This is a genomic window from Variovorax sp. P4_D9, assembly GCF_056401695.1.
In genome coordinates this window covers 1-22,689 of the sequence record NZ_JBFUIU010000026.1, presented here as the reverse complement: position 1 = coordinate 22,689, position 22,689 = coordinate 1, and the positions used below count along the sequence as shown (strand labels likewise).

The following is a 22,689-nucleotide window of genomic DNA, read 5'->3' as shown; positions in this document are numbered from 1 at the left end:
AAGGGCTCAGACGCCGGCGGCCGCCGCGGCGCCCGAAACGATTTCCGACAGCTCTTTGGTGATGCCTGCCTGGCGGGTCTTGTTGTAGACCAGCTTGAGTTCGTCGATCACGTTGCCTGCATTGTCGGTCGCGGCCTTCATGGCCACCATCCGGGCCGAATGCTCGGACGCCATGTTCTCGGCCACCGCCTGGTACACCAGCGATTCGACATAGCGCACCAGCAGTTCATCGATCACGCTCTGCGCATCGGGCTCGTAGATGTAGTCCCACGAGTGATGGCCCGATTCGGTGCGAAGCGTCTCCGGGACCAAGGGCAGCAATTGCTCCACCATCGGCTCTTGCTTGATGGTGTTGATGAACTTGGTGTAGCAGAGGTACACGGCCGAGATCTTGCCCTCGGCGTAGGCATCGAGCAGCGTCTTGACCGGCCCGATGAGCTTGTCGAGGTGCGGCGTGTCGCCCAAGTGCGTGACGTGCGAGACCACGCGGGCGCCGATGCGGTTCAGGAAGCCCAGGCCCTTGCTGCCGATGGCCACCGCTTCGATCGCATTGCCGGCGCCTTGCGCCTCGCGCAGCTTGGCCGTCACGGCACGCAGCAGGTTGGTGTTCAAGCCACCGCACAGGCCCTTGTCGCTGGTCACGACGATGAACCCGACGCCCTTGGCTTCGTTCGGCTTCATGAACGCGTGCGTGTACTCCGGGTTCGCCTGGCCGAGGTTGGCCGCGATGTCGCGGATCTTCTCGCTGTAGGGGCGGGCCGCGCGCATGCGTTCCTGCGCCTTGCGCATCTTGGAAACCGAGACCATTTCCATGGCCTTGGTGATCTTCCTGGTGTTCTCCACCGATTTGATCTTGCCGCGGATTTCCTTACCAGCTGCCATGAGCGTTCCTTCCTTGGTCGTCGATCAGGCGAACGACTTCTTGAACGCGGCGACCGCCGTGTTCAGTTCGGCTTCCGCGTCCTTGTCGAGCGCCTTGGACTGCTCGATCTTGTCGAGCAGCGCGCCATGGCTGGACTTCAGGAACTGGTGCAGGCCGTGCTCGAAAGACAGGATCTTCTTGATCTCGATGTCGTCCATGTAGCCCTTGTTGACCGCGAACAGCGTGGCACCGATCAACGAGATGGGCAGCGGGCTGTACTGGGCCTGCTTGAGCAGTTCGGTCACGCGAGCGCCGCGGTCGAGCTGCTTGCGGGTCGCTTCGTCGAGGTCGGAAGCGAACTGCGCGAACGCAGCCAGTTCACGGTATTGGGCCAGGTCGGTACGGATACCGCCGGACTGGCCCTTGATGATCTTCGTCTGTGCCGACGAACCCACGCGCGACACCGAGATACCGGCGTTGATGGCGGGGCGGATACCGGCATTGAACAGGTTGGTTTCCAGGAAGATCTGGCCGTCGGTGATCGAGATCACGTTGGTCGGCACGAAGGCCGAGACGTCGCCGGCTTGCGTCTCGGTGATCGGCAGTGCGGTCAGCGAGCCGGTCTTGCCCTTGACTTCACCCTTGGTGAAGGCTTCGACGTAGTGGGCGTTGACGCGGGCGGCGCGCTCGAGCAGGCGGCTGTGGAGATAGAACACGTCGCCGGGGTAGGCTTCGCGGCCCGGCGGGCGGCGCAGCAGCAGCGAGACCTGGCGGTAGGCCACGGCTTGCTTGGAGAGGTCGTCGTAGACGATCAGGGCGTCTTGCCCGCGGTCGCGGAAGTATTCGCCCATCGTGCAGCCCGAGTAGGCGCTGACGTATTGCATGGCGGCCGATTCCGAAGCGGAGGCAGCCACGACGATGGTGTATTCCATCGCGCCGGCTTGTTCCAGGGCGCGCACCACGTTCTTGATCGACGAAGCCTTCTGGCCGATCGCCACGTAGACGCAGGTCATGTTCTGACCCTTCTGGTTGATGATCGCGTCGATCGCCACGGCGGTCTTGCCGGTCTGGCGGTCGCCAATGATCAGCTCGCGCTGGCCACGGCCGATCGGCACCATCGAGTCGATCGACTTGAGGCCGGTCTGCATCGGCTGGTCGACCGACTGGCGGGCGATCACGCCCGGGGCGACCTTTTCGATCACGTCGGTCATCTTGGCGTTGATCGGACCCTTGCCGTCGATCGGCTGGCCCAGGGCATTCACCACGCGGCCTATCAGTTCGGGGCCGACTGGAACTTCAAGAATGCGGCTCGTGCACTTGACGGTGTCGCCTTCGGAGATGTGCTCGTACTCGCCCAGGATCACGGCACCGACCGAATCGCGCTCGAGGTTCAGCGCCAGGCCGAACGACGGCGTGCCGTCGGCCGACGGCGGGAACTCGAGCATTTCGCCCTGCATCGCGTCCGACAGGCCGTGCACGCGCACGATGCCGTCGGTCACCGACACCACGGTGCCTTCGTTGCGGATGTTCGCGCTGACGCCGAGACCCTCGATGCGGCTCTTGATCAGTTCGGAAATTTCTGCGGGATTGAGTTGCATGACTCTTTCCTTCTTTCTTTGTAAGGGGCTGGCGGCCTTCAGGCTGCCAGCGCAACTTTCATTTGTTCAAGGCGCGCTTTGACGGAGGTGTCGAGCACCTCGTCACCGACCACCACACGAATGCCGCCGATCAGCGACGGGTCCTGCTGGACCGTGAACTGCAGCTTGCGGCTGAAACGCTTTTCGAGCGCGGCGGAGATGGTGCCCAGGGCGGCGCCGTCGATCGGGAAGGCGCTGTACACCACGGCATCGGACGTGCCGCTCTGCGCATTCGCCAGGGTGCGGAACTGCTTGGCGATCTCGGGCAGCGCGGGGAGGCGTGCGTTCTCGAGCAGCGCCATCAGGAAGTTGTTCGCCGCGGGCGGCAGCGGCGAACCGTGCGCGGCAGCGACAACCCCGAGCACCTGCTCGGGCGTGGCCTTGGGGTTGTCCGCCAACTGAAGCAACTCGGGGTTGCCGGCGATGGCCGCGACATTGTCGAGCCAGGCGCCGGTGCCGGCGAGGTCGGACGACGACGCCTTGAACAGCGCTTCGGCGTAGGGACGTGCGATGGTGGCGAGTTCGGCCATGGCGTGATCAGAGTTCGGTCTGCAGGCGGGCCAGCAAATCAGCGTGGACGGCCGGATTCACTTCCTTGCGCAGGATCTGCTCGGCGCCCTTGACGGCCAACGCGGCGACTTGCTCGCGCAGCGCCTCGCGGGCCTTCACGGCTTGCTGCTCGGCTTCGGCACGGGCGGCCGCAACGATCTTGTTGCCTTCTTCCGCGGCGCGGCCCTTGGCCTCTTCAACGATGGCCTGCGCACGACGTTCGGCATCGGCAAGACGCTGGGCGGACTCGTTGCGCGCCTTGCCAAGCTCGACTTCCACGCGCTTGTTGGCGGCGGACAGTTCGCTCTTGGCCTTGTCGGCGGCTGCGAGGCCTTCGGCGATCTTCTGGGCACGATCGTCCAACGCCTTGGCGATCGGCGGCCACACGTATTTCATCGTGAACCCGACAAGGATCAGGAACACGATCATCTGGACGATCAGGGTACCGGTAATGCTCACTTTTCACCCTCTCTTTGGGAATGAATCCGAGGCCATTCAGCGCGGAACGACATGGGTTCGACGAGAAAGCCTGGACCCGATTACTTCGGCAGGTTGGCGATTTGCGAGAGGAACGGGTTGGCCGTTGCGAACCACAGCGCGATACCGGTACCGATGATGAACGCAGCGTCGATCAGACCCGCCAGCAGGAACATCTTGGTTTGCAGTTCGCCCATCAGCTCGGGTTGACGCGCAGCCGACTCGAGGTACTTGCTGCCCATGATGCCGATACCGATACATGCGCCGACAGCGCCCAGACCGATGATCAGGCCGGCGGCCAGTGCGACAAAGCTGATAACTTCCATGATGACTCCTAGAGGACTTTGGTTGAAGAGAAAAGAAAAACGAAAACGGGTGATCAGTGGTGATCGTGCGCCTGGCCGACGTAGACCAGCGTCAGCATCATGAACACGAAGGCTTGCAGCGTGATGATCAGGATGTGGAAGACGGCCCAGGCCGTGCCCGCGATGATGTGGCCCAGCGCCAGGAAGATGCCGGTGGCGGACAGCGTCCAGGCGCCGCCCATCAGGGCGATCAGCAGGAAGATCAGTTCGCCGGCGTACATGTTGCCGAACAACCGCATGCCGTGCGAGACCGTCTTGGCGATGAATTCGATCATCTGCATGGCGAAGTTGAAGGGGTACAGCGCCCAGTGGTTGCCGAACGGCGCCGTGAAGAGCTCGTGGACCCAGCCGCCGAGACCCTTGATCTTGATGTTGTAGTACAGGCAGATCAGCAGCACCGAGACCGACAGGCCCATCGCCACCGAGAGGTCTGCGGTCGGCACGACGCGCAGATAGGCATGGTGCGGGTCGCCGCCGGTAATGCCGAAGATCTTTGCCCAGATGGCCGGGAACAGGTCGACCGGGAACAAGTCCATCGCATTGAGCATGAAGATCCAGACGAAGATCGTCAGCGCCAGCGGGGCGACGAACTTGCGGCTCTGGGCGTTGTGGACGATGCCCTTGGCTTGCTGGTCGACCACTTCGATCAGGATCTCGACCGCGGCCTGGAAGCGGCCCGGAACACCCGAAGTCGCCTTGCGTGCGGCCAGCCACATGATCCAGCAGCCCAGCACGCCGAGCAGGATCGAAAAGAACAGCGAGTCGAAGTTGAAGACGGAGAGATCGGCCACACCTGCAGGCTTGGAGCTTTGCAGATGCGTCAAGTGGTGAACGATGTATTCACCAGCGGTCATACCGTGTTCCGCAGCGTTTTCAGCAGCCATCCGTTACTCGTCTCAAAGTTTCGGGCGCTTGGGACCGAGCATCACTGCCACCCAAGCCGCCTTCATTGTCACCACCAAGCCCACCAGCATCGCCGGCCAGCTCAGTTCCGAAATCAGCCTTGGCGCGGCGATCAGCATCGCCACCGTCAAGGCCATCTTGACCATTTCCCACAAGAAGAACCCGAACACCGCAGTGCCCGGGTTCAGCGACGCAAAGCGTCCGGTCAGACCTCGTGCGAACACCGCCGCGGGAATGACCACCGCGAGCGCGCCGTATCCGGCCGACCATCCCAGATTTTGTCTCCCTGTCAGACCCCAGGCGGCCAATGCCGCCAGCAGCCCCCCAACGACCTGAATCGCGATCACCCGCCAGGGCGAGATCAACGGCTTCCGGTCGCGCAGCCGCTGGGCCTCCTCGGCTGTCAGCGGCTTGAAGTCGTCTTCCGGGTCCGTGAGGTCCTCAGGGACTTCACTCGATCCATGGCGGGCGGTTGTTTTCATTTCGAATGAAGCCCGGATGACGACCCAGAATTTCTACAAAGCCATTGATTATAAGTAAAAACCCATGGCGTTCCGCCAGCCCGTACGGCGGAGGACGAAAAGTTCCCCGGCGCGCTGCCGGGACGCTCCGGCATTGCTTGGGAATCGTCCGAGCGCCCCCACCATAATTCCTTATGCACCCGATCGCCAATGCCCTCCCCGACGCCCTCTGCTACCTCGACGGCAATTACACGCCGCTGCGCGACACCAAGGTCAGCGTGCTCGACCGTGGCTTCATCTTCGGCGACGGCGTCTACGAAATGGTACCGGCCTACGGCGGACAGCCCTTCTGCTTCGACGAGCACATGGCGCGGCTCGATCGCTCGCTGGCCGAATTGAAGATCCGCAATCCGCATCCGGCGGCCGAGTGGCGGGCGATCGCGATGCGCCTGGTCGATGCCGCGCCGCCGGCGCAGCGCGCGGCCATGCAGGGCATCTACATCCAGGTGACGCGTGGCGTGGCGCCGCGCGACCACGCGATGCCGCAAGGCCTCGCGCCCACCGTGTTCATGATGGTGAACCCCCTGAAGCCGGTGGCAGACACGGCGCGCGCCCAGGGCGTCGCCTGCGTGAGCGCACCCGACTTCCGCTGGCAGAAGGCCCATATCAAGGCCACCAGCCTGCTCGGCGCGGTGCTGGCGCGGCAGATCAGTGTCGAGGCCGGCGCCGCCGAGACTCTCATGTTCCGCGACGAAGGACTCAGCGAGGCCTCGTCCAGCAACGTCTGGGTGGTGAAGGACGGCACGCTCAGCGGGCCGCCCAAGGACCACCTGGTGCTCGCGGGCATCCGCTACGGCCTGATCGAGCGGCTCTGCGCCGATGCCGGTATTCCCTTCCGCCTTCGCCGCATCGCGCGCGACGAGGTCTTCGACGCCGACGAACTGCTGCTGTCCTCGGCCAGCAAGGAAGTGCTGGCGGTGGTGACGCTCGACGGCCGCAGCATCGGCGCCGGCCGCCCCGGCCCGATCTACCAGGCGCTCTACGCCGGCTACCAGCAGGCCAAGGCCCGCAGCACGCAAGACCAAGGAGTCCCCGCATGACCACCGCACCCGATGCCCCGCTCGACGCCCGCAAGGAATCGCTGATCGAGTACCCCTCCAAGTTCCCGATCAAGGTGATGGGCGCCAAGGCCGACGGCTTCGTGCACGCCGTGACGCAGATCGCCGAGCAGTTCGACCCGGTCTTCGATGCCACCGCCATCGAGCTACGCAGCAGCAAGGCCGGCAACTACCTCGGCGTGACCATCACCGTGACCGCCACCAGCCGCGAGCAACTCGACGACATATACCGGGCGTTGTCGAGCCATCCGATGGTCAAGGTGGTTCTCTGAGCGCTGAGCTTTCGACGACGCTGCTCGGCCGCGTCGACTACGCCCCGACCTACGCGGCGATGCGGCAGGCGACGCTGGAGCGCACGCCGGACAGTCCCGACCAGCTCTGGCTCTGCGAGCACACGCCGGTCTACACCCAGGGCCTGGCGGGCAAGGCCGACCACGTGCTGAACCCGGGCGGGATCCCGGTGGTGCAGACCGACCGCGGCGGCCAGGTGACCTACCATGGCCCCGGCCAAGTGGTGGCCTACCCGCTGCTCGATTTGAAGCGGGCCGGCTACTACGTGAAGGAATACGTCTACCGGATCGAGGAGGCCGTGATCCGCACGCTGGCCCATTTCGAGGTCACCGGGCACCGCGTCGCCGGCGCACCCGGCATCTACGTGCGGCTGGACGACCCGTTCTCGCATGCCGCGCTGACCGGCCCGGTCCACCCCGCCGACCCGTTCCGCGGCCTCGGCAAGATCGCCGCGCTGGGCATCAAGGTCAGCCGCCACTGCACCTACCACGGGGTGGCGCTCAACGTCGAGATGGACCTGGAACCCTTCACGCGAATCAACCCTTGCGGCTACGCGGGGCTCCAAACCGTCGATCTTTCTACAATCGGCGTTCGAACAACCTGGGACGAAGCCGCGCAGGTGCTGGGCCGCAAGCTGGCCGCCTACCTCGCGCCCTGAGCCCCGTCAGAGAGAGTCGCCATGAGCACCCCCGAAGTCGTCCCGTCCGTGGTGAGGGAGGCCCAAGGCCCCGAAACCTACAACCCGCTCGTCAAGCAGAAGGCCGCGGCCAAGCTCTCGCGCATCCCGGTCAAGGTCGTGCAGGGCGAGGTGCTCAAGAAGCCCGAGTGGATCCGGGTCAAGGCCGGCTCGCCGACCACCCGTTTCTACGAGATCAAGCAGATCCTGCGCGAGAGCAACCTGCACACGGTGTGCGAGGAGGCCTCGTGCCCGAACATCGGCGAATGCTTCGGCAACGGCACCGCCACCTTCATGATCATGGGCGACAAGTGCACGCGGCGCTGCCCCTTCTGTGACGTCGGCCACGGCCGGCCCGATCCGCTCGACAAGGACGAGCCGCTGAGCCTGGCCAAGACCATCGCCAGGCTGCGCCTCAAGTATGTGGTGATCACCAGCGTCGACCGCGATGATTTGCGCGATGGCGGCAGCCAGCATTTCGTCGACTGCATCCGCAACATCCGCGAGCTCTCGCCGACGACGCAGATCGAGATCCTGGTGCCCGACTTCCGCGGCCGCGACGACCGCGCGCTCGAGATCCTCAAGGCCGCGCCGCCCGACGTGATGAACCACAACCTCGAGACCGCGCCGCGCCTCTACAAGGAGGCACGGCCGGGCAGTGACTACCAGTTCAGCCTCAACCTGCTGAAGAAGTTCAAGGCGCTGCACCCCGAGGTGCCGACCAAGAGCGGCATCATGGTCGGCCTGGGCGAAACCGACGAAGAGATCCTGCAGGTGATGCGCGACATGCGTGCGCATCACATCGACATGCTGACCATCGGCCAGTACCTGTCGCCGAGCAACAGCCACCTGCCGGTGCGCCGCTACGTGCATCCCGACACCTTCAAGATGTTCGAGGAAGAGGCCTACAAGATGGGCTTCAGCCACGCGGCGGTGGGCGCCATGGTGCGCTCGAGCTACCACGCCGACCAGCAGGCGGGGCACGTTCTGGCCGGCGCGCCCTCACTCGATTGAACACCACGGCGACAGTCGCCGGGCCGGACACGTCGCAGTCCGGCCGGCCCTTGCACTTCCTGCTGGCCATGTGCTACCTCGTGCATCGCACGGGCGCAGAGATGTTCACCCGCGACTTGGCGCTGTGGCTGCGCCGCCGCGGACACGCCGTGACCATCTTTGCAACGGCCTTCGGCGACATGGCCGACGAGTTGCGATTTGCCTCGATTGCCTGCATCACCGACCTGGCCGACATGGCGGCGCGGCCGGACGTGATCATCGGCAACACCCATCACGAGACGGTTCGCGCCCTGCTCCATTTCCACGACGCGCCGGTCCTCACGGTATGCCACGATCGAAGCGCCGAGCACGGGCGACCTGCCCAGTTCGCGCAGGTCGTCTGCCATGTGGCCGTCGACGAGAACTGCGCGGAGCGCCTGATGCACGAGTTCGGCATCGCGCGCGAACGCATCGAACTGATCCAGAACGGGGTCGACCTTTCGCGCTTCGTCCGACGCAGCGACCTGCCGGCACGGCCCCGGACGGCGCTCGTCTTCAGCAACTACGCCTCGCACGACGCGCAGCTCGAGGAAATCCGCGCCGCCTGCGTGCAGCGCGGACTGTCGCTCGACGTGATCGGCAGCGGCACCGGCAACCACTTGCCCGACCCGGCCGAGGCGCTCGGCCGCTATGACCTCGTCTTTGCCAAGGGCCGCTGCGCCACCGAGGCACTGTGCACCGGTAATGCGGTAGTGGTGCTCGATCCCATGTCGGGCATGGGCGAGATGGTGACGGCGGCGACCGCGGCCCACGCGCGACGCTGGAATTTCGGCCGGGCGCTGCTGACCAGGCCGATCACGCGAGAGAACGTGGGCGCCCAACTCGACCGCTACGACGCCGAGGATGCCGGCCGGTCCAGCGAATGGATGCGTGCCCATGGCGACCTCGATGCAATGCTGGGCGCCCTCGAGCGCTGCGCGCAGCGCATGGTCATGCAGTCTCCCGAGATCGCAGTGTCCGCGGAACAGCGGGCGCTCGAGATGGCACGCTACATGGACGACTGGATTCGGCGCGGGAACCCTTCCGCCGCGCACCTTGGCATTGCGTCCTTGCACCAGCACATCGCGGGGCTTCAGCAATCCTTCAACGACCATCGTCGCATGCACCAGTCGCAACTCGACGCACTCCAGGCCGAGGCGCGACGGCAGGCTGAGCACCTGACCGCGCAGGCGGACCAGATGGCCGCCCAGGCCGCGCAGGCCGCTCAGGCCGCGCAATCGAGCGTCGACGCCAACGCAAGACTGGCGGTGGCGGAAGCCGAGCAGCAGGCCCGGCAAGCACGTGCAGAGGTCACGCTCCTGCAGGCGCAATTGCGCGAGGTCTATGCCAGTCGATCGTGGCGAGTGACCGGACCGCTGCGCCGAGTTTCAACCTTCGTGCTGTCGAGCGGCCCACGGACATGAAGCACTTGGTGATCGCCGCCCATGCCGGGCATGAACTGCTGCTGTGGAAATGGCTGCGCAACGAGCGGCCGGACTTCGTGGTCTTGACCAACGGCGCCGGGGCGAGCGATGTGCCGCGGCTCGATCCGACCCTCGACAACCTGGCACGAGCGGGTGCGAACTGGGTTCCGGGCGTGGTGCAACCGGTGGCCGATGCCGATATCTACCAGGCGCTGCTTGAAGGGGATACGCGCCTGTTCACGCAATGGCTGCAGGCTTTGACTGCCCATGTCGTCGAACAGGGCATCGACTGCATCGTCGCCGACGAAGCGGAGGACTACAACCCTTCGCACGACCTGTGCCGCCTGCTGGCCAACCAGGTCGCCGCGCACGCCGCGGCGCGTGGTCGCCCGGTCGTCTCGCTCGGCTATCCCACCGTGGGCCATCCCAGTCCACCGGCGCGCCTGGCCGCCGAGCGCCATGTCACGGTGGAACTCGATGCCTCGGAATTGCGGGCCAAGCTGGATGACATGCACCGCTACGCGCGCAGTTTCGGCGGTCAGCTGGAACGAGAGCTGGCGGGCTTCATCGCCGAATTCGGCGCCCAGGCCTATGGCCGGGAATGCCTCTTCGCGGCACGGCCCACGCGCTATGAGCTCCCGGACGCGCCCGCAGTCAAGCCCACCTTCGAAATCGTCGGTGAAGAACGTGTCGCTGCCGGCGTCTACAAGCACGTCATCCGCGGCCGTCACCTGCAAGCCGTGGCCGACGGCCTGCGCACCGCGGTGCGCTGAAGCAGTGATGCCTCGATGACCTTCACGACGCCTGCCAGCGCCGACGCCACGACTGCCGCCGCCGTCGATCCGGCAGCGCCGCTGGCGGTCGAAGCCACGCTTGCCCATGCGGTCGTCGGCATCGGTCGATTCGGCCGCGTCCACGCCCGCAAGCTCCTCACCCTCCCCGGCTTCCGCCTGCGTGCCCTGGTGGACCGCTCATCGACGGCCCGCGCCGGCGTCGAACTCGCGGCGCTGCCGTTGTTGTCCAGCCTGGACGATTTGCCGCGGGGCATCGAGTCGGCCACCATCGCCACCAGTGACGATGCCCACGCCGAGGTCGCGCTGGCGTTGATGCGGCGCGGCTGCCACGTGCTGGTCGAAAAGCCGCTCTGCATCGATCGGCACGACGGCGCCCGGATGATCAGCACGGCACGGCAATGCGGCGTGACGCTGAGCACGGGGCATATCGAACGCTTCAACCCGGTGTTCGACGCCGTCGTCCTCGGGCGCCTGCGCAACTGGGCGGCAAGCCACCGCCAGGGCTCGCATCCGTTCATGCGCTTCCGACGCTATTCGACCCGCTTCGCCGCGGCCAGGGACAGCGTGCTGGACCTGATGGTGCACGACATCGACCTGTTCGCCTGGCTGTGCGGGATTCCCGCGGAGGCACCGCTCGAAGTGCTTGCGCGACACATCGGCGCGAGCAGCGTCCGCGCTCGCGTGCGCTTGGGCGCTCTGGTCGCCGAATTCGAGAGCGGCTACGCCAGCATGCCGGCGAGCGCCCGATTGCAGGTATGCGACGGCGACCGGGAGCAATTGCTGGACCTGCGCAGCGGCGCTCGCTCGACAACGGCCGGAGACGACGCCCTGGCACGGCAGTACCAGGGCTTCAGGCGCGCCATCCTCGGCCACGCCAACCGCGTCGCATCGGGCGCCGACGGCCTGGCGGCCGTGACACGGGCTTGCCAGGTGCTGCACGCATGAAGATCCCGCTGTTCCGGTCGGCTGCATCGTCCGAATCCATGGCGGCGCACCTGGCGCAGGCCTGCGCCGCAGTGCTGCGCAGCGGCGTCTACATCCTCGGCCCGCAGGCCATGGCCTTCGAGGCGCGGCTGTCGGCGTTGCTGCACGGCCGCGAGACCGTGGCGGTGGGGTCGGGCTCCGAGGCGCTGCTGCTGGCCTTCAAGAGCCTCGGCGTCGGAAGCGCAGGCGGAGGCGACGCGATGGACGAAGTCCTGCTGCCGACCTACACCTTCGTCGCCTGCGCGGAAGCGGTGCTCGCCGCCGGTGCGCGGCCGGTCTTCGTCGACAGCGCGCCGGACGACTTCCTGCCGACGCTCGCGCATTTCCGCAACGCCCGCACGCCCCGAACCCGCGCGATCCTCGCGGTCGGCCTCTTCGGCGATCCGAGCGGCCTGCCCGAACTGGCCGCGTACTGCTGCGACGAGAAGCTTCAGCTGATCGAGGACGTGGCGCAGTGCCTCGGCGCCCAGGCCGCCGGCACCTGGGGCGATGCTGCGGCGATGAGCTTCTATCCGACCAAGACACTGGGCGCGGCCGGTGACGCCGGCGCGCTGGCCTTCAGGGATCCGCGCCACGCCCACAAGGCCCGGCTGCTTCGCAATCACGGCTACCACGAAGGCCGGCACCACTGCCTCGGTCACAACAGCCGCATGGACGAATTGCAGGCCTGCCTACTGCACGCCGCCCTGGACGATTTTGCGGACAGCATCGCGCGGCGGCGCGCCATTGCCGCACGCTATCTGTCGGCCTGGGCGGACTGCCCGTTTCGCTTGCCGCGCGACACCTCGGGCCATGCGTGGAACTATTTCGTCATCAACCTGCCCGCCCCCCGCGAACGCGCAAGCTTCGCGGCCCGGCTGGCCGCGGCCGGCATCGCCACCCGGGTCTACTATGAGCAGCCGCTGCACCGGCACGAGGCGCTGCGGCCCTGGCAAGGCGGCGCCCTGCCTCACAGCGAGAGGCTGGCCGGCTGCGCGCTCGCATTGCCGCTCTACCCGATGCTCAGCGACGAGGAAATCGAGTACATCATTGAAGTCGTGCGGCAAGCCGCCGGCGCACCCAGCAATCCGCATCCGACATGACGCCATGAACGATTTCGACACCATCGCCCGGCTGATCCGGGTCCATGCGACACAGGCCCCCCGGCGCATGGCGCTGGCCGACGCCACCCGCGAACTGAGCTACGGCGAACTCGACGCGCTGATGGACCGCATCGCGGCCAGCCTGCAGCGCGACGGCCTGCTGGTCGGCGATGCGATCGCGATCTGCGCGGCCTCGAGCGTGAACTACGCGGCCGTGTTCCTCGGTGCGCTGCGCGCCGGCGTCGCGGTGGCGCCGCTCGCACCGGGCTCCACACCCGCCAGCCTCGCGCGAATGATCGAAGACGCGGGCGCGCGCATCCTGTTCGTCGACCAGGCGGCGGCCGAGGTGATCGGACCGGCAGCAGCGGGCGCCATACCGCGCATCGCGCTCGACGGCTCCGCCGCCGGCGGCGCCTTCGAGGCCTGGCTCGCACCGGCCGGCGTGCGGCCTGACGAGGTGAAGCTGGCGCCCTCCTCGCCCTTCAACATCATCTATTCCTCCGGCACCACCGGCGAGCCCAAGGGCATCGTGCAGGGCCACGGCATGCGCTGGGCCCATGTGCAGCGCGGCGCCAGGTACGAGTACGGGCCCGAAACGATCACGCTGTTGTCGACGCCGCTCTACTCGAACACCACCCTGGTGGTGTTCTTCCCCACCCTGGCCTTCGGCGGCTGCGTGCTGCTGATGCCGAAGTTCGACGCCGCGGCCTACCTGAATCTGGCCGAAAGCCGCCGCGTGACGCACACCATGCTGGTGCCGGTGCAGTACCAGCGGCTGATGGCGCGGCCCGACTTCGATGCCCACGATCTGGCGAGCTTCAAGTACAAGTTCAGCACCAGCGCGCCCTTCAATGCGGCGCTCAAGGCCGACGTGCTGAAGCGCTGGCCCGGCGGCCTGATCGAGTTCTACGGCATGACCGAGGGCGGCGGCACCTGCATCCTCGAGGCCCACCTGCACCCCGACAAGCTACACACCGTCGGTCAGCCGGCCGAAGGCAGCGACATCCGGCTGATCGACGAGGACGGCCGCGAAGTCCCGCGCGGCGAGGCCGGCGAAGTGGTCGGCCATTCGGCCGGCATGATGGTCGGCTACCACCGCCAGCCCGCAAAGACGCGCGAGGCCGAATGGTTCGATCCCACCGGCAAGCGCTTCATCCGCACCGGCGATGTCGGCCGCTTCGACGACGACGGCTTTCTGACCCTGTTCGACCGCAAGAAGGACATGATCATCAGCGGCGGCTTCAACATCTATCCGAGCGACCTCGAAGCGGTGGTGCGGGCCCACCAGTCGGTGGCCGACGTCGCCGTGGTCGGTGTGCCCTCGGAGCAATGGGGCGAGACGCCGGTGGCCTTCGTGGTGCGCCGCGCCGGCGACGACACGAACGCCGAGACGATCCTGCAATGGACCAACGAGCAGCTCGGCAAGACCCAGCGGCTGGCCCACCTGCAGTTCATCGACGAGTTGCCGCGCAGCGCGATCGGCAAGGTGCTCAAGCGCGAGTTGCGTGAGCTCTGCACGCGCTGAATCCATCCCGGACGGCGCCCCGCACGAAGGCGGCGACAACGGCCTGCTGTGGGTGCTGGTGGCCGCGGCCGTCCTCTTCGCCCTGGTCCGGCCGCGGGCCCCGATGGACTACCTCCGGCTGGTCGACTGGCAGACCATCGGCGCGCTGGCCGGGCTGCTGGCCATCACCCAGGGCGTGGAGCGCAGCGGCATGCTGCAAGCCGCCGCGGCGCGGCTGCTGGCACGCACGCACGACCTGCGCAGCCTGGTGCTGCTGCTGGCGGCCAGCGCGGCCGTGCTGTCGGCGCTGGTCACCAACGACGTCAGCCTGTTCCTGCTGGTGCCGCTGACGCGCGTGCTGGCGACCCAGGCCCACCTGCCGCTGGCGCGGCTGGTCGTGATCGAGGCGCTGGCGGTGAATACCGGCTCGGCGCTGACGCCGATCGGCAACCCGCAGAACCTGTTCCTCTGGCATCGCTCCGGCGAGAGCTTCGTCGGCTTCGTGGCGATGATGGGACCGACCGTGGCGGTGATGCTGTTCTGGCTCTTCGCGGCGATCTGGTTCGGCGTGCCGCGGGTGCCGATCGCGCTCAAGCCGTCGAACGTTGCGGCGCCGGTGCAGCCGCGCCTGTTGGCKCTGTCGGGCCTGCTGTTCGTCGGCTTCGTGGTCGCGCTCGACCGCCACTGGCTGCTGGCCGGCCTCGGCGTGGTCTTCGGCGCCTTCCTGCTGCTGCGCCCGCGTGTGCTGCTCGGCATCGACTGGGCGCTGCTGGCGATCATCTCGCTGATGTTCGTCGACCTGCGGCAGCTCGCCGAGCTGCCCGCGGTGGCGACACTGCTCGGCGGCCTGCCGATCGGCGAAGGATGGCGCGCCTACCTGGCGGCGATCCTGACCTCGCAGGCCATCAGCAACGTGCCCGCCGCCATCGTGCTCGACCCCTTCGTGCACGACCTGCCGGCGCTGGCGGCCGGCGTCAGCGTCGGCGGCTTCGGCTGCGTGCTGGGCTCGCTGGCCAACCTGATTGCGCTGCGGCTGGCGAAGCTGCCGAACGGGCTGCGCGAATTCCATCGCCTCGGCATCCCGTTCCTGCTGGTGTGCGGCGCGTCGGCGCTGCTGCTGCGGCTCGGGTGATGCGCTTCGGGAGCGCCGACCACCGCAGCCCTTAAGCTCGGCGGCCATGTCCCCGACGCTCAACGCCCTTGCCGCCATCGCCCTCTGGGCCACCCTCGCCTCGCTCGGTGCCTCGCTCGCGCACCTGCCTCCTTTCCTGCTGACCGGGCTGGCGCTGATCATCGGCAGCGTGATGAGCTGGCCGCTGGTGCTGCGCGACCGCCGCGCCTGGGCAGTGCCGGCGCGCACGCTTCTGCTGGGCATCTACGGGCTGTTCGGCTTCCACTTCCTGCTCTTCATCGCACTGCGCCTCGCGCCGCCGGTCGAGGCCAACCTGGTCAACTACCTCTGGCCGCTGTTCATGGTGGTGCTGGCGCCGGTGATGCTGCCCGGCATGTCGCTGCGGCCGTTGCACGTGATGGCGGCGCTGCTGGGTTTCGCGGGCGCGGCGATCGCGATCCTCGGTGCGCGCGGCGGCGCGGGTGCATCCGGCGGCAGCTACTGGGGCTTCCTGCCGGCGCTGGGCTCGGCCTTCATCTGGGCCAGCTACTCGCTGTGGACGCAACGCGTGCCGGCCTTCCCGACCAGCGCGATCGGCCTGTTCGGCCTGGTGTCGGGCGCGCTGTCGCTGGCCTGCCACGCGTTGCTCGAGCCTTCTGTGGCGCTCGGCGCGCGCGACTGGCTGCTGGTCGCGCTCTGCGGACTGGGCCCGCTGGGCGCCGCCTTCTTCTTCTGGGACCTGGCGCTGAAGCGCGGCGATGCACGGCAGATCGGCATCCTGAGCTACATCACGCCGCTGGCGTCGACCGCATTGCTGTTGATCGTCACCGGGCGGCCGCTGAGCTGGAGCATCGCGCTGGCGGCCGTGCTGATCATCTCGGCGGCCGTGATGGGCACGCGCGCGCTGACGCGCGAACACGTCAGTCGGACACCTTGAGCACCAGCTTGCCGAAGTTCTCGCCGGTGAAAAGCCGCGTGAGCGCCTCGGGGAAGGTGTCGATGCCCTCGACCACGTCCTCGCGGCTCTTCATGCGGCCGTCCTTCAGGTAGCCCGACAGTTCGGCCACCGCTTCGCCGTAGCGGTCGGCATAGTCGAACACCACGATGCCCTGCATGCGCGCCCGGTTCACCAGAAGGCTCAGGTAGTTCTTCGGGCCCTGCACCGGCGTCGTGTTGTTGTACTGGCTGATGGCGCCGCAAATGATGATGCGGGCGCCGCGCGCCAGCTTCGCGAGCACGGTGTCGAGGATGTCGCCGCCGACGTTGTCGAAGTAGATGTCGACCCCCTTCGGGCAATGCGCCTTCAGGCCCTCGCGCACCGCCGACGGGCCGGCCTTGTAGTCGATGCAGGCATCGAAGCCGAGCTCCTTCACGACCCAATCGCACTTGGCCTGGCCGCCCGCGATGCCGACCACGCGGCAGCCCTTGATCTTCGCCAACTGGCCCACGGTCTGGCCGACCGCGCCGGCCGCACCCGAGACCACCACGGTCTCGCCGGGCTTCGGCTGGCCGACGTCCATCAGCCCGAAGTAGCCGGTCATGCCGGGCATGCCCAGCACGTTGAGCCACTGGCCGATGGTGCCGGCGCGCAGGTCGATCTTCGACAGGCCGTTGCGCTTGATCTCCTCCTGCGGGACCAGCGCGTATTCCTGCACGCCGAGCGTGCCGTAGACCGTGTCGCCGACCGCGAAGGCCGGGTTGCACGAGGCGGCCACGCGCCCGACGCCGCCGGCGCGCATCACGGCGCCGATCTCGACCGGCGCGATGTAGCTCTTGCCCTCGTTCATCCAGCCGCGCATCGCGGGATCGAGCGAGAGCGACAGGGTCTTGACCAGCACGCCGCCTTCGGCGGGCTCCGCGACCGGCTCGGTGGTGAATTGCCAGTTGTCGCGCGTGGCCGCGCCTTCAGGACGTTTGGCGAGGCGGACCTGGCGGTTGGTGAGGGGGCTGCTCATGCGCGTGTCTCCTTGGGGTGTCTGATTCCGGCGCATCGTAGCCCCGTACCGCGCGGAAGCCGGTAGCGCAGGCGACAACGCCCGGCGGCAGCCCGAGCGACTTCAGGTCAGGCAGCCCGACGCTGACCGCCAGCCCGGGTTCGGCATTGCGCACCACCAGCGTGCCGCCGTGCGCCTCGGCCACCAGCCGGCACAGGTACATGCCGAGGCCGACGCCGCCGGTGCTGCGCTGGCGCGCGCCATCGGTGCGGTAGAAGGGCTCGGTCAGGTGCGCGAGTTGGGCCGGATCGACACCCGGACCGAAGTCCCGCACTTCCAGTTCGACATCCTGCCCGCGGCGTCGAACGGCGACCCGCGGCGGCTGCGCGGCGTCGGCGCCATGGCGCAGCGCGTTGTCGAGCAGGTTGCGCACCAGCAGCCGGAGCCGCGACCGATCGAGCGCCAGGGGCGGCAGGTCCGCGGCCAGGTCCAGGACCACGCGTCCGCCCTCCGGATTTTCGCCCGCCACCTCGCGCACCAGCGCCGCCAAGTCGACCGGCTCGCGCTGCAGCGCCGCATGCGGGCTCGACAGCCGCTCGCTCTCGAGCAGGTCACTGATCAGGTCGCGCATCTCGGCCAGGTCGCGCAGCAGCGCGGCCCGCTCGGCCGCGCCCTCGGGCGTGGCCGGCAGCAGCTCGGCATTGAGCCGGGCCCGGGTCAACGGCGAGCGCAGCTCGTGGCTCAGCGCCAGCAGCAGGCCGCGCTTGGCATCGAGCATGCCCTGGATGTCGTGCGCCATCGTGTTGATGCGCTGCGCGAGGTCGCCGAGTTCGTCGCGCCGGCGCAGCGGGATCGGCGTGTCGAAGGCGCCGCGGCCGAAGCGCTCGGCCCCGGCGCGGATGTCGTCGAGCGGCCGCAGCAGCCTTCGCACATAGGCGTAGGCCAGCGCGGTCAACACCAGCAGCAGCGCCAGCGTGATCCAGCCGATGCCCTGGGGTTCGCGCTGCCAGGGCAAGGTGCCGATGCCGAAGCTCACGCGATGGCCGTCCGCCGTGACGCGGCTGAACCCCTCGCCGTTGCGGAGGCCGAAGCCATGCCGGCGGCGGTCGGGATGCGAATCCCAGTTGACGCTCGGCCCCTCGATGCGAATAGAGATCGGCAACCGCTCGACCAGCGCCCGGGCCCGCGCCACGTCGGGCGGCGTGCCGAGCTCGGTGACGATCCGGTCCATGTAGTCGGCCACCAGCGGCCGTGCGGCGTCGCGCCAGCCGGTGGAGAAGGCACGCTGCATGCCGCCGAGGAACACCGCCGTCATCGCCAGCGCCAGCAGAACGAAGACCCCGATCAGGCGCACCCGGAGCGAATGGCGCAGGCTGTGGCGCCAACCGCGGGAGCGGCCCGGGCCTACGGGGCTCACGGCGGGGCGCTCCGGCCCACCGCCAGGGCATAGCCAGCGTTGCGCAGCGTCTTGATGCAATCCAGTGGTTCCAGCTTCCTGCGCAGGCGGCTGACTACGATGTCGACCGCCCGCGTGTAGAGCTCGGCCTCGTGGCCGCGCAGGCGGTTCAGGATGTCATCGCGGCTCCAGACCCGGCCGGGCTGGTCGGCCAGCAGCGCCAGCAGCTCGAACTCGGTGCCGGTCAGCTCGATGCGCTCGCCATGGCGCAGCACCTCGCGCTTGTCGAGATCGATCGACAGGCCTTCGAAGACCCGCTGCTGCGCCGGCGCGGAAGGCGGCGGCACGGCACGCTGCCGGCGCAGGATGGTCTGCACCCGCGCCACCAGCTCGCGCGGCTCGAAGGGCTTGGGCAGGTAGTCGTCGGCGCCGATCTCGAGCCCAACCACCCGGTCCATCACGTCGCCGCGCGCGGTCAGCATCACGATCGGGATGTCGCTTTCCTTGCGGATCTCGCGGCACAGCGCGAAGCCATCCATCTCGGGCAGCATGACGTCGAGGATCGCGGCGTCGTAGCGCTGGGCGCGCAGCCTCGCCAGGCCTTCGCTCGGCCGGCTCGCGCTGTCGAGCTGGAAGTCGAAGCGCGCGAAATAGCTCGCCAGGGGCGCGCCCAGGTGCTCGTCGTCGTCGATCAGCAGGATGCGGGGCATGCGGCGATTGTGCATTCGGGCGCCAGCCCGAAGGATGGCGTCAACCGCGGCCCCAGCGGCGGCCGCCGCGCTCCATGAAGTCACGCACCTTCTGCTGCTGCGCCGGGTTCAGGTTGTCGAAGAAGTCGGCCGCGGCGGCAATGACCTCCGGGCTGCCCGCCTGCACCGCGGCCATCTTGTCGTCGACCAGCTTCTTCGCCCGCTCCTGGTCGAGCTTGGCGCCGGCGAACAGACTGCGAAATTCGGCTCGCGGATCGCCGCCGCCGCGCAGCGCCGCGCGCTGCGCCTGCAGCTTCTCGGTCAGCACCACCAGCTTCTGCTTCTGCGCGGCGTCCAGCTCGAGCTTGCTGCCCACGCGCTCGACCATCCTGGCGCGGAACTCGGCTCGGTCCTGCTCGGAGCCGTTCCAGCCATGGCGATGGCCGGCACACCCGGCCAGGCTGCCGGCCAGCAGCGCGGCACCGGCGATTCCGAAAAGAGAGCGTTTGAACCAGCGTTTCATGAGAGTCTTCCTTCAGAGGGGGATCGGAGTGATCCGGAAGACTCGATGCTCGGGCCGGGCGCCGCCGAAGTCCTTTCGCCGCGGTTTCGCTGTGTTTCGTTTTATTGCGGGCGCGGCCCGACGCCGGCCTCAGGTGCGCACCAGCGCAGCCGCCGGGTTCTCCGACTCGAGGACCTCCTGCGCCCAGGCTTCGAGCTTGCTGGTGTCGGCCCGCAGCACCTCCTGCTTGACCGCCAGGATCTGCGACGGATGCATCGAGAAACTGCGCAGGCCCAGGCCCAGGAGCAGCCGCGTGAACGTCACGTCGCCGGCCATCTCGCCGCAGACACTGACGCCCTTGCCCTGGCGCCGGCATTCGGCGATGGTCTCGGCCACCAGCCGCAGCACCGCCGGATGAGCCGGGTCGTACAGGTGCGCCACCGACTCGTCGGCGCGGTCGATCGCCAGCGTGTACTGGATCAGGTCGTTGGTGCCGATCGACAGGAAGTCGAAGTGCTTCAGGAAGGTCTTGAGCGTCAGCGCTGCGGCCGGGATCTCGATCATCGCGCCGAGCTTCACCTTGCCGTACACCGCGCCGCGGTTGTCGAGCTCGGTGCGTGCGAAGTCGAGCAGCGACAGCGTCTGGTGGATCTCGCTGACATGCGCCAGCATCGGGATCAGCAGGTGGATCTCGCCGTGCGACGCGGCCCGCAGGATGGCGCGCAACTGGGTCAGGAACATCGCCGGGTCGGCCAGGCTCCAGCGGATCGCGCGCAGCCCCAGCGCCGGGTTCAGGTGGTAGTCCTCACGCTGCGACTTGCCGTCCAGCGGCTTGTCGGCGCCGACGTCGATGGTGCGGATCGTGACCGGCATGCCCTTCATGCCATCGAGCGCGCGCCGATAGGCCTGGTACTGCTCCTCTTCGTCGGGCAGGCGCGTGAGGTTGTGCGCCTCGCGCCCCATGAACAGGAACTCGCTGCGGAACAGGCCGACGCCCACCGCACCGGCCTTGACCGCACCGAGCGTGTCCTCGGGCATCTCGATGTTGGCCAGCAGGTCGACCCGCTGGCCGTCGAGCGTCACGGCCGGCTTGTGGCGCAGCCGGGACAGGCGTCCGCGCTCGAGGTCGCCCTGGCGCTGCTTGAAGCCGTACTCGGCCAGGATGATCGGCGAGGGGTCGACGATCATCACGCCGGCATCGCCGTCGATGATGACCCAGTCGTCCTGCCGCACCAGCTGGCTGGCGCTGCGGGCGCCGACCACGGCCGGGATGTCCATGCTGCGCGCGATGATCGCGGTGTGGGAGGTGCGGCCGCCGACATCGGTCACGAAGCCCGCGAACACGCTCTTCTTGAACTGCAGCATGTCGGCCGGCGACAGGTCGTGCGCGATCAACACCAAGGGGGCATCGAAGGCGTCGCCGGCGATCAGGTCGTGCTGATCGTCTTCGTCGGCGGTGCGCTTGCGCCGCGGCGGCGTCGGCGCCAGCACCGCGGCCGTGCCCTTCATGCGATGCAGCAGCCGCTCGACCACCTGCTCGAGGTCGGCCTTTCGCTCGCGCAGGTATTCGTCCTCCATCTCGTCGAATTGGCGCGCCACCACCTCGAGCTGGGTGGTCAGCGCCCATTCGGCGTTGTAGAGCCGCTCGACTATCCAGTGCTTGACGCCGCCCGTGAGCACCTCGTCCTGCAGCAGCATCTGGTGCACCTCGAGCAGCGCCGAGAGTTCGTGCGGCGCGTCGTTGGGACCCATCAGTGCGACGCTGGCCTGCAGCTTTTGCAGCTCCTCGGCCACCGCGTTGCGCGCCATGCGCACGCGGTCGATCTCGGTCTCGATCTGCTCCGGCTTGATGAAATAGTGGGCGACGTCGATGCGGCTCGACACCACCAGCACCGCACGCCCGATGGCGATGCCCCGGGCAACAGGGAGGCCGTGGACGACGAAAGTCACTCGCCCTCGCCGAACTTGTCGTTCATCAAGGCGACGATCGCATCGAGCGCCTCCTGCTCGCGCTCGCCGATGGTCTCGAGCTCGACCGTGACACCCAGCCCCGCGGCCAGCATCATCACGCCCATGATGCTCTTGCCGTTGACGCGGCGGTCGCCGCGCGAGAGCCAGACCTCGCACGGGAAGCTGCCGGCGATCTTGGTGAGTTTGGCCGAGGCGCGTGCATGCAGCCCCAGCTTATTGCTGATGGTCACGGATGTCTTGGTCACTGTGCTTTCTTCTTGCCTGATTCTGCGGAGCCGCCACCGCCACCTGCATCACGCCCGCGGTGCCGCCGGTGACCGCTCGCTGCACCAGCGTGTCGAGCGCTTCGTTGCGGTAGCTCACCGCCCGCAGCAGCATCGGCAGGTTGACCCCCGCCACCAGCCGAGACCGGACGCCGTCGACGAGCTTCTGCGCCACGTTGCAAGGCGTGGCGCCGAACACGTCGGCCAGCACCAGCACCTGCGAGCGCGGCGCGTGCTGCAACTGGTCCAGCATGATGCGGGCGGCAGCAAGGGTTTCGTCCGGCGACACGTTGGGCAGCACGTCGAGCGCGACGATCGACGCCTCGCAGTCGGGAAAGACATGCAGCGCGCACTGCCGCAGCGCCTGCGCGAGCGGACAGTGGGCGATGATGAAGATGCTGTTCATTCGGATCGGAGGACGGCCTGTCGATTATGCGGGGGCGGGCCTCACGGAACGCGCAAGCCCTCGAAGAACGTGGGGAGCGCGTCCGCCGAGGACGGCTTCCCGATCACGGTCGCCTGGTAGAGCGAGACGCCGTCCGGTCGCTGCTGGGCGAACCAGAGCACATGCAGCGCCTGGGCGGAGGCGCCCCCCTCTGCCTCGGGCGTGTCGAGCCGCACCGGCGCGGGCGCCTGGGCCGCCCGCGGCAGCGCGGCCGCGGCT

General features: G+C 67.9%; 25 protein-coding genes and 1 pseudogene. 11 read left to right on the top strand and 15 right to left on the bottom strand.

Annotated elements, in window-relative coordinates; genetic code table 11:
• Positions 1–6: 6 nt before the first annotated feature.
• The 7 genes from atpG to AC1DY5_RS05040 all read right to left on the bottom strand — a co-directional run bounded on the left by atpG (position 7) and on the right by AC1DY5_RS05040 (position 5,275).
• Complete coding sequence (atpG, locus tag AC1DY5_RS05070) at positions 7–882, bottom strand: F0F1 ATP synthase subunit gamma (protein ID WP_478109247.1); 876 nt, start codon at positions 880–882, stop codon at positions 7–9.
• A 24-nt stretch (positions 883–906) separates the two neighbouring features.
• Positions 907–2,460, bottom strand: a complete 1,554-nt coding sequence (gene atpA / locus AC1DY5_RS05065) for a F0F1 ATP synthase subunit alpha (protein WP_478109244.1) — start codon at positions 2,458–2,460, stop codon at positions 907–909.
• Between the two features lie 38 nt (positions 2,461–2,498).
• Positions 2,499–3,029 (bottom strand): F0F1 ATP synthase subunit delta, encoded by a 531-nt coding sequence (locus tag AC1DY5_RS05060; RefSeq protein ID WP_478109242.1) that lies wholly within the window; start codon positions 3,027–3,029, stop codon positions 2,499–2,501.
• A 7-nt stretch (positions 3,030–3,036) separates the two neighbouring features.
• On the bottom strand, positions 3,037–3,507 hold the full coding sequence (locus AC1DY5_RS05055; protein ID WP_478109240.1) for a F0F1 ATP synthase subunit B: 471 nt from the start codon (positions 3,505–3,507) through the stop codon (positions 3,037–3,039).
• Between the two features lie 80 nt (positions 3,508–3,587).
• Positions 3,588–3,851, bottom strand: coding sequence for a F0F1 ATP synthase subunit C (gene atpE / locus AC1DY5_RS05050; protein ID WP_019657641.1), 264 nt, complete (start codon positions 3,849–3,851; stop codon positions 3,588–3,590).
• Positions 3,852–3,904: 53 nt separating this feature from the next.
• Positions 3,905–4,774, bottom strand: a complete 870-nt coding sequence (gene atpB / locus AC1DY5_RS05045) for a F0F1 ATP synthase subunit A (RefSeq protein ID WP_478109238.1) — start codon at positions 4,772–4,774, stop codon at positions 3,905–3,907.
• A 12-nt stretch (positions 4,775–4,786) separates the two neighbouring features.
• A complete protein-coding gene (locus AC1DY5_RS05040) occupies positions 4,787–5,275 on the bottom strand; it encodes an ATP synthase subunit I (RefSeq protein ID WP_478109236.1) in 489 nt (162 codons plus the stop codon).
• Between the two features lie 173 nt (positions 5,276–5,448).
• Between AC1DY5_RS05040 and AC1DY5_RS05035 the strand changes: the two genes are divergently transcribed.
• Genes AC1DY5_RS05035 through AC1DY5_RS04985 form a run of 11 tightly spaced genes read left to right on the top strand, consistent with a single transcriptional unit; the run spans position 5,449 to position 16,207 of the window.
• Positions 5,449–6,354, top strand: a complete 906-nt coding sequence (locus AC1DY5_RS05035; RefSeq protein ID WP_478109234.1) for an aminotransferase class IV — start codon at positions 5,449–5,451, stop codon at positions 6,352–6,354.
• Complete coding sequence (locus AC1DY5_RS05030; protein WP_478109232.1) at positions 6,351–6,644, top strand: YbeD family protein; 294 nt, start codon at positions 6,351–6,353, stop codon at positions 6,642–6,644. Before AC1DY5_RS05035 ends, AC1DY5_RS05030 begins: the two co-directional genes overlap by 4 nt.
• Entirely contained in the window at positions 6,641–7,321 is a 681-nt protein-coding gene (lipB, locus tag AC1DY5_RS05025; protein ID WP_478109261.1) for a lipoyl(octanoyl) transferase LipB, read from the top strand. The genes AC1DY5_RS05030 and lipB overlap by 4 nt, the downstream gene beginning before the upstream one ends.
• 21 nt (positions 7,322–7,342) lie before the next feature.
• Positions 7,343–8,353 (top strand): lipoyl synthase, encoded by a 1,011-nt coding sequence (gene lipA, locus AC1DY5_RS05020; RefSeq protein WP_478109229.1) that lies wholly within the window; start codon positions 7,343–7,345, stop codon positions 8,351–8,353.
• Positions 8,350–9,795 (top strand): glycosyltransferase family 4 protein, encoded by a 1,446-nt coding sequence (locus AC1DY5_RS05015; RefSeq protein WP_478109227.1) that lies wholly within the window; start codon positions 8,350–8,352, stop codon positions 9,793–9,795. Before lipA ends, AC1DY5_RS05015 begins: the two co-directional genes overlap by 4 nt.
• Positions 9,792–10,568, top strand: a complete 777-nt coding sequence (locus AC1DY5_RS05010) for a hypothetical protein (protein WP_478109225.1) — start codon at positions 9,792–9,794, stop codon at positions 10,566–10,568. The genes AC1DY5_RS05015 and AC1DY5_RS05010 overlap by 4 nt, the downstream gene beginning before the upstream one ends.
• Positions 10,569–10,583: 15 nt before the next feature.
• The gene (locus AC1DY5_RS05005) at positions 10,584–11,534 is read left to right on the top strand and encodes a Gfo/Idh/MocA family protein (protein ID WP_478109223.1); all 951 of its coding nucleotides are present in this window, start codon (positions 10,584–10,586) and stop codon (positions 11,532–11,534) included.
• Entirely contained in the window at positions 11,531–12,655 is a 1,125-nt protein-coding gene (locus AC1DY5_RS05000; protein WP_478109221.1) for a DegT/DnrJ/EryC1/StrS family aminotransferase, read from the top strand. The genes AC1DY5_RS05005 and AC1DY5_RS05000 overlap by 4 nt, the downstream gene beginning before the upstream one ends.
• Positions 12,656–12,659: 4 nt before the next feature.
• Entirely contained in the window at positions 12,660–14,180 is a 1,521-nt protein-coding gene (locus AC1DY5_RS04995; protein ID WP_478109219.1) for a class I adenylate-forming enzyme family protein, read from the top strand.
• Complete coding sequence (locus AC1DY5_RS04990; RefSeq protein WP_478109217.1) at positions 14,161–15,291, top strand: SLC13 family permease; 1,131 nt, start codon at positions 14,161–14,163, stop codon at positions 15,289–15,291. The genes AC1DY5_RS04995 and AC1DY5_RS04990 overlap by 20 nt, the downstream gene beginning before the upstream one ends.
• 46 nt (positions 15,292–15,337) lie before the next feature.
• Positions 15,338–16,207, top strand: a complete 870-nt coding sequence (locus AC1DY5_RS04985) for a DMT family transporter (RefSeq protein WP_478109215.1) — start codon at positions 15,338–15,340, stop codon at positions 16,205–16,207.
• Here the strand turns inward: AC1DY5_RS04985 and AC1DY5_RS04980 are convergent.
• The 8 genes and pseudogenes from AC1DY5_RS04980 to AC1DY5_RS04945 form a co-directional block, all read right to left on the bottom strand.
• Entirely contained in the window at positions 16,191–17,225 is a 1,035-nt protein-coding gene (locus tag AC1DY5_RS04980) for an NADP-dependent oxidoreductase (RefSeq protein ID WP_478109213.1), read from the bottom strand. The two genes, AC1DY5_RS04985 and AC1DY5_RS04980, sit on opposite strands and share 17 nt — an antisense overlap.
• The gene (locus tag AC1DY5_RS04975) at positions 17,176–18,621 is read right to left on the bottom strand and encodes a HAMP domain-containing sensor histidine kinase (protein WP_478109211.1); all 1,446 of its coding nucleotides are present in this window, start codon (positions 18,619–18,621) and stop codon (positions 17,176–17,178) included. Before AC1DY5_RS04975 ends, AC1DY5_RS04980 begins: the two co-directional genes overlap by 50 nt.
• Entirely contained in the window at positions 18,618–19,310 is a 693-nt protein-coding gene (locus AC1DY5_RS04970; RefSeq protein ID WP_478109209.1) for a response regulator transcription factor, read from the bottom strand. Before AC1DY5_RS04970 ends, AC1DY5_RS04975 begins: the two co-directional genes overlap by 4 nt.
• A gap of 40 nt (positions 19,311–19,350) precedes the next feature.
• Positions 19,351–19,812, bottom strand: a complete 462-nt coding sequence (locus AC1DY5_RS04965; RefSeq protein WP_478109207.1) for a Spy/CpxP family protein refolding chaperone — start codon at positions 19,810–19,812, stop codon at positions 19,351–19,353.
• 129 nt (positions 19,813–19,941) lie between these two features.
• The gene (gene ptsP, locus AC1DY5_RS04960) at positions 19,942–21,741 is read right to left on the bottom strand and encodes a phosphoenolpyruvate--protein phosphotransferase (RefSeq protein WP_478109205.1); all 1,800 of its coding nucleotides are present in this window, start codon (positions 21,739–21,741) and stop codon (positions 19,942–19,944) included.
• Positions 21,738–22,007 carry an HPr family phosphocarrier protein gene (locus AC1DY5_RS04955; protein ID WP_478109203.1) on the bottom strand — a complete coding sequence of 90 codons (270 nt, stop codon included), beginning with the start codon at positions 22,005–22,007 and terminating at the stop codon, positions 21,738–21,740. The genes ptsP and AC1DY5_RS04955 overlap by 4 nt, the downstream gene beginning before the upstream one ends.
• Positions 21,976–22,431, bottom strand: a complete 456-nt coding sequence (locus AC1DY5_RS04950) for a PTS sugar transporter subunit IIA (protein WP_478109202.1) — start codon at positions 22,429–22,431, stop codon at positions 21,976–21,978. The genes AC1DY5_RS04955 and AC1DY5_RS04950 overlap by 32 nt, the downstream gene beginning before the upstream one ends.
• A 41-nt stretch (positions 22,432–22,472) precedes the next feature.
• Positions 22,473–22,689 (bottom strand): annotated as a pseudogene (locus AC1DY5_RS04945) (hypothetical protein); the annotation flags it as partial.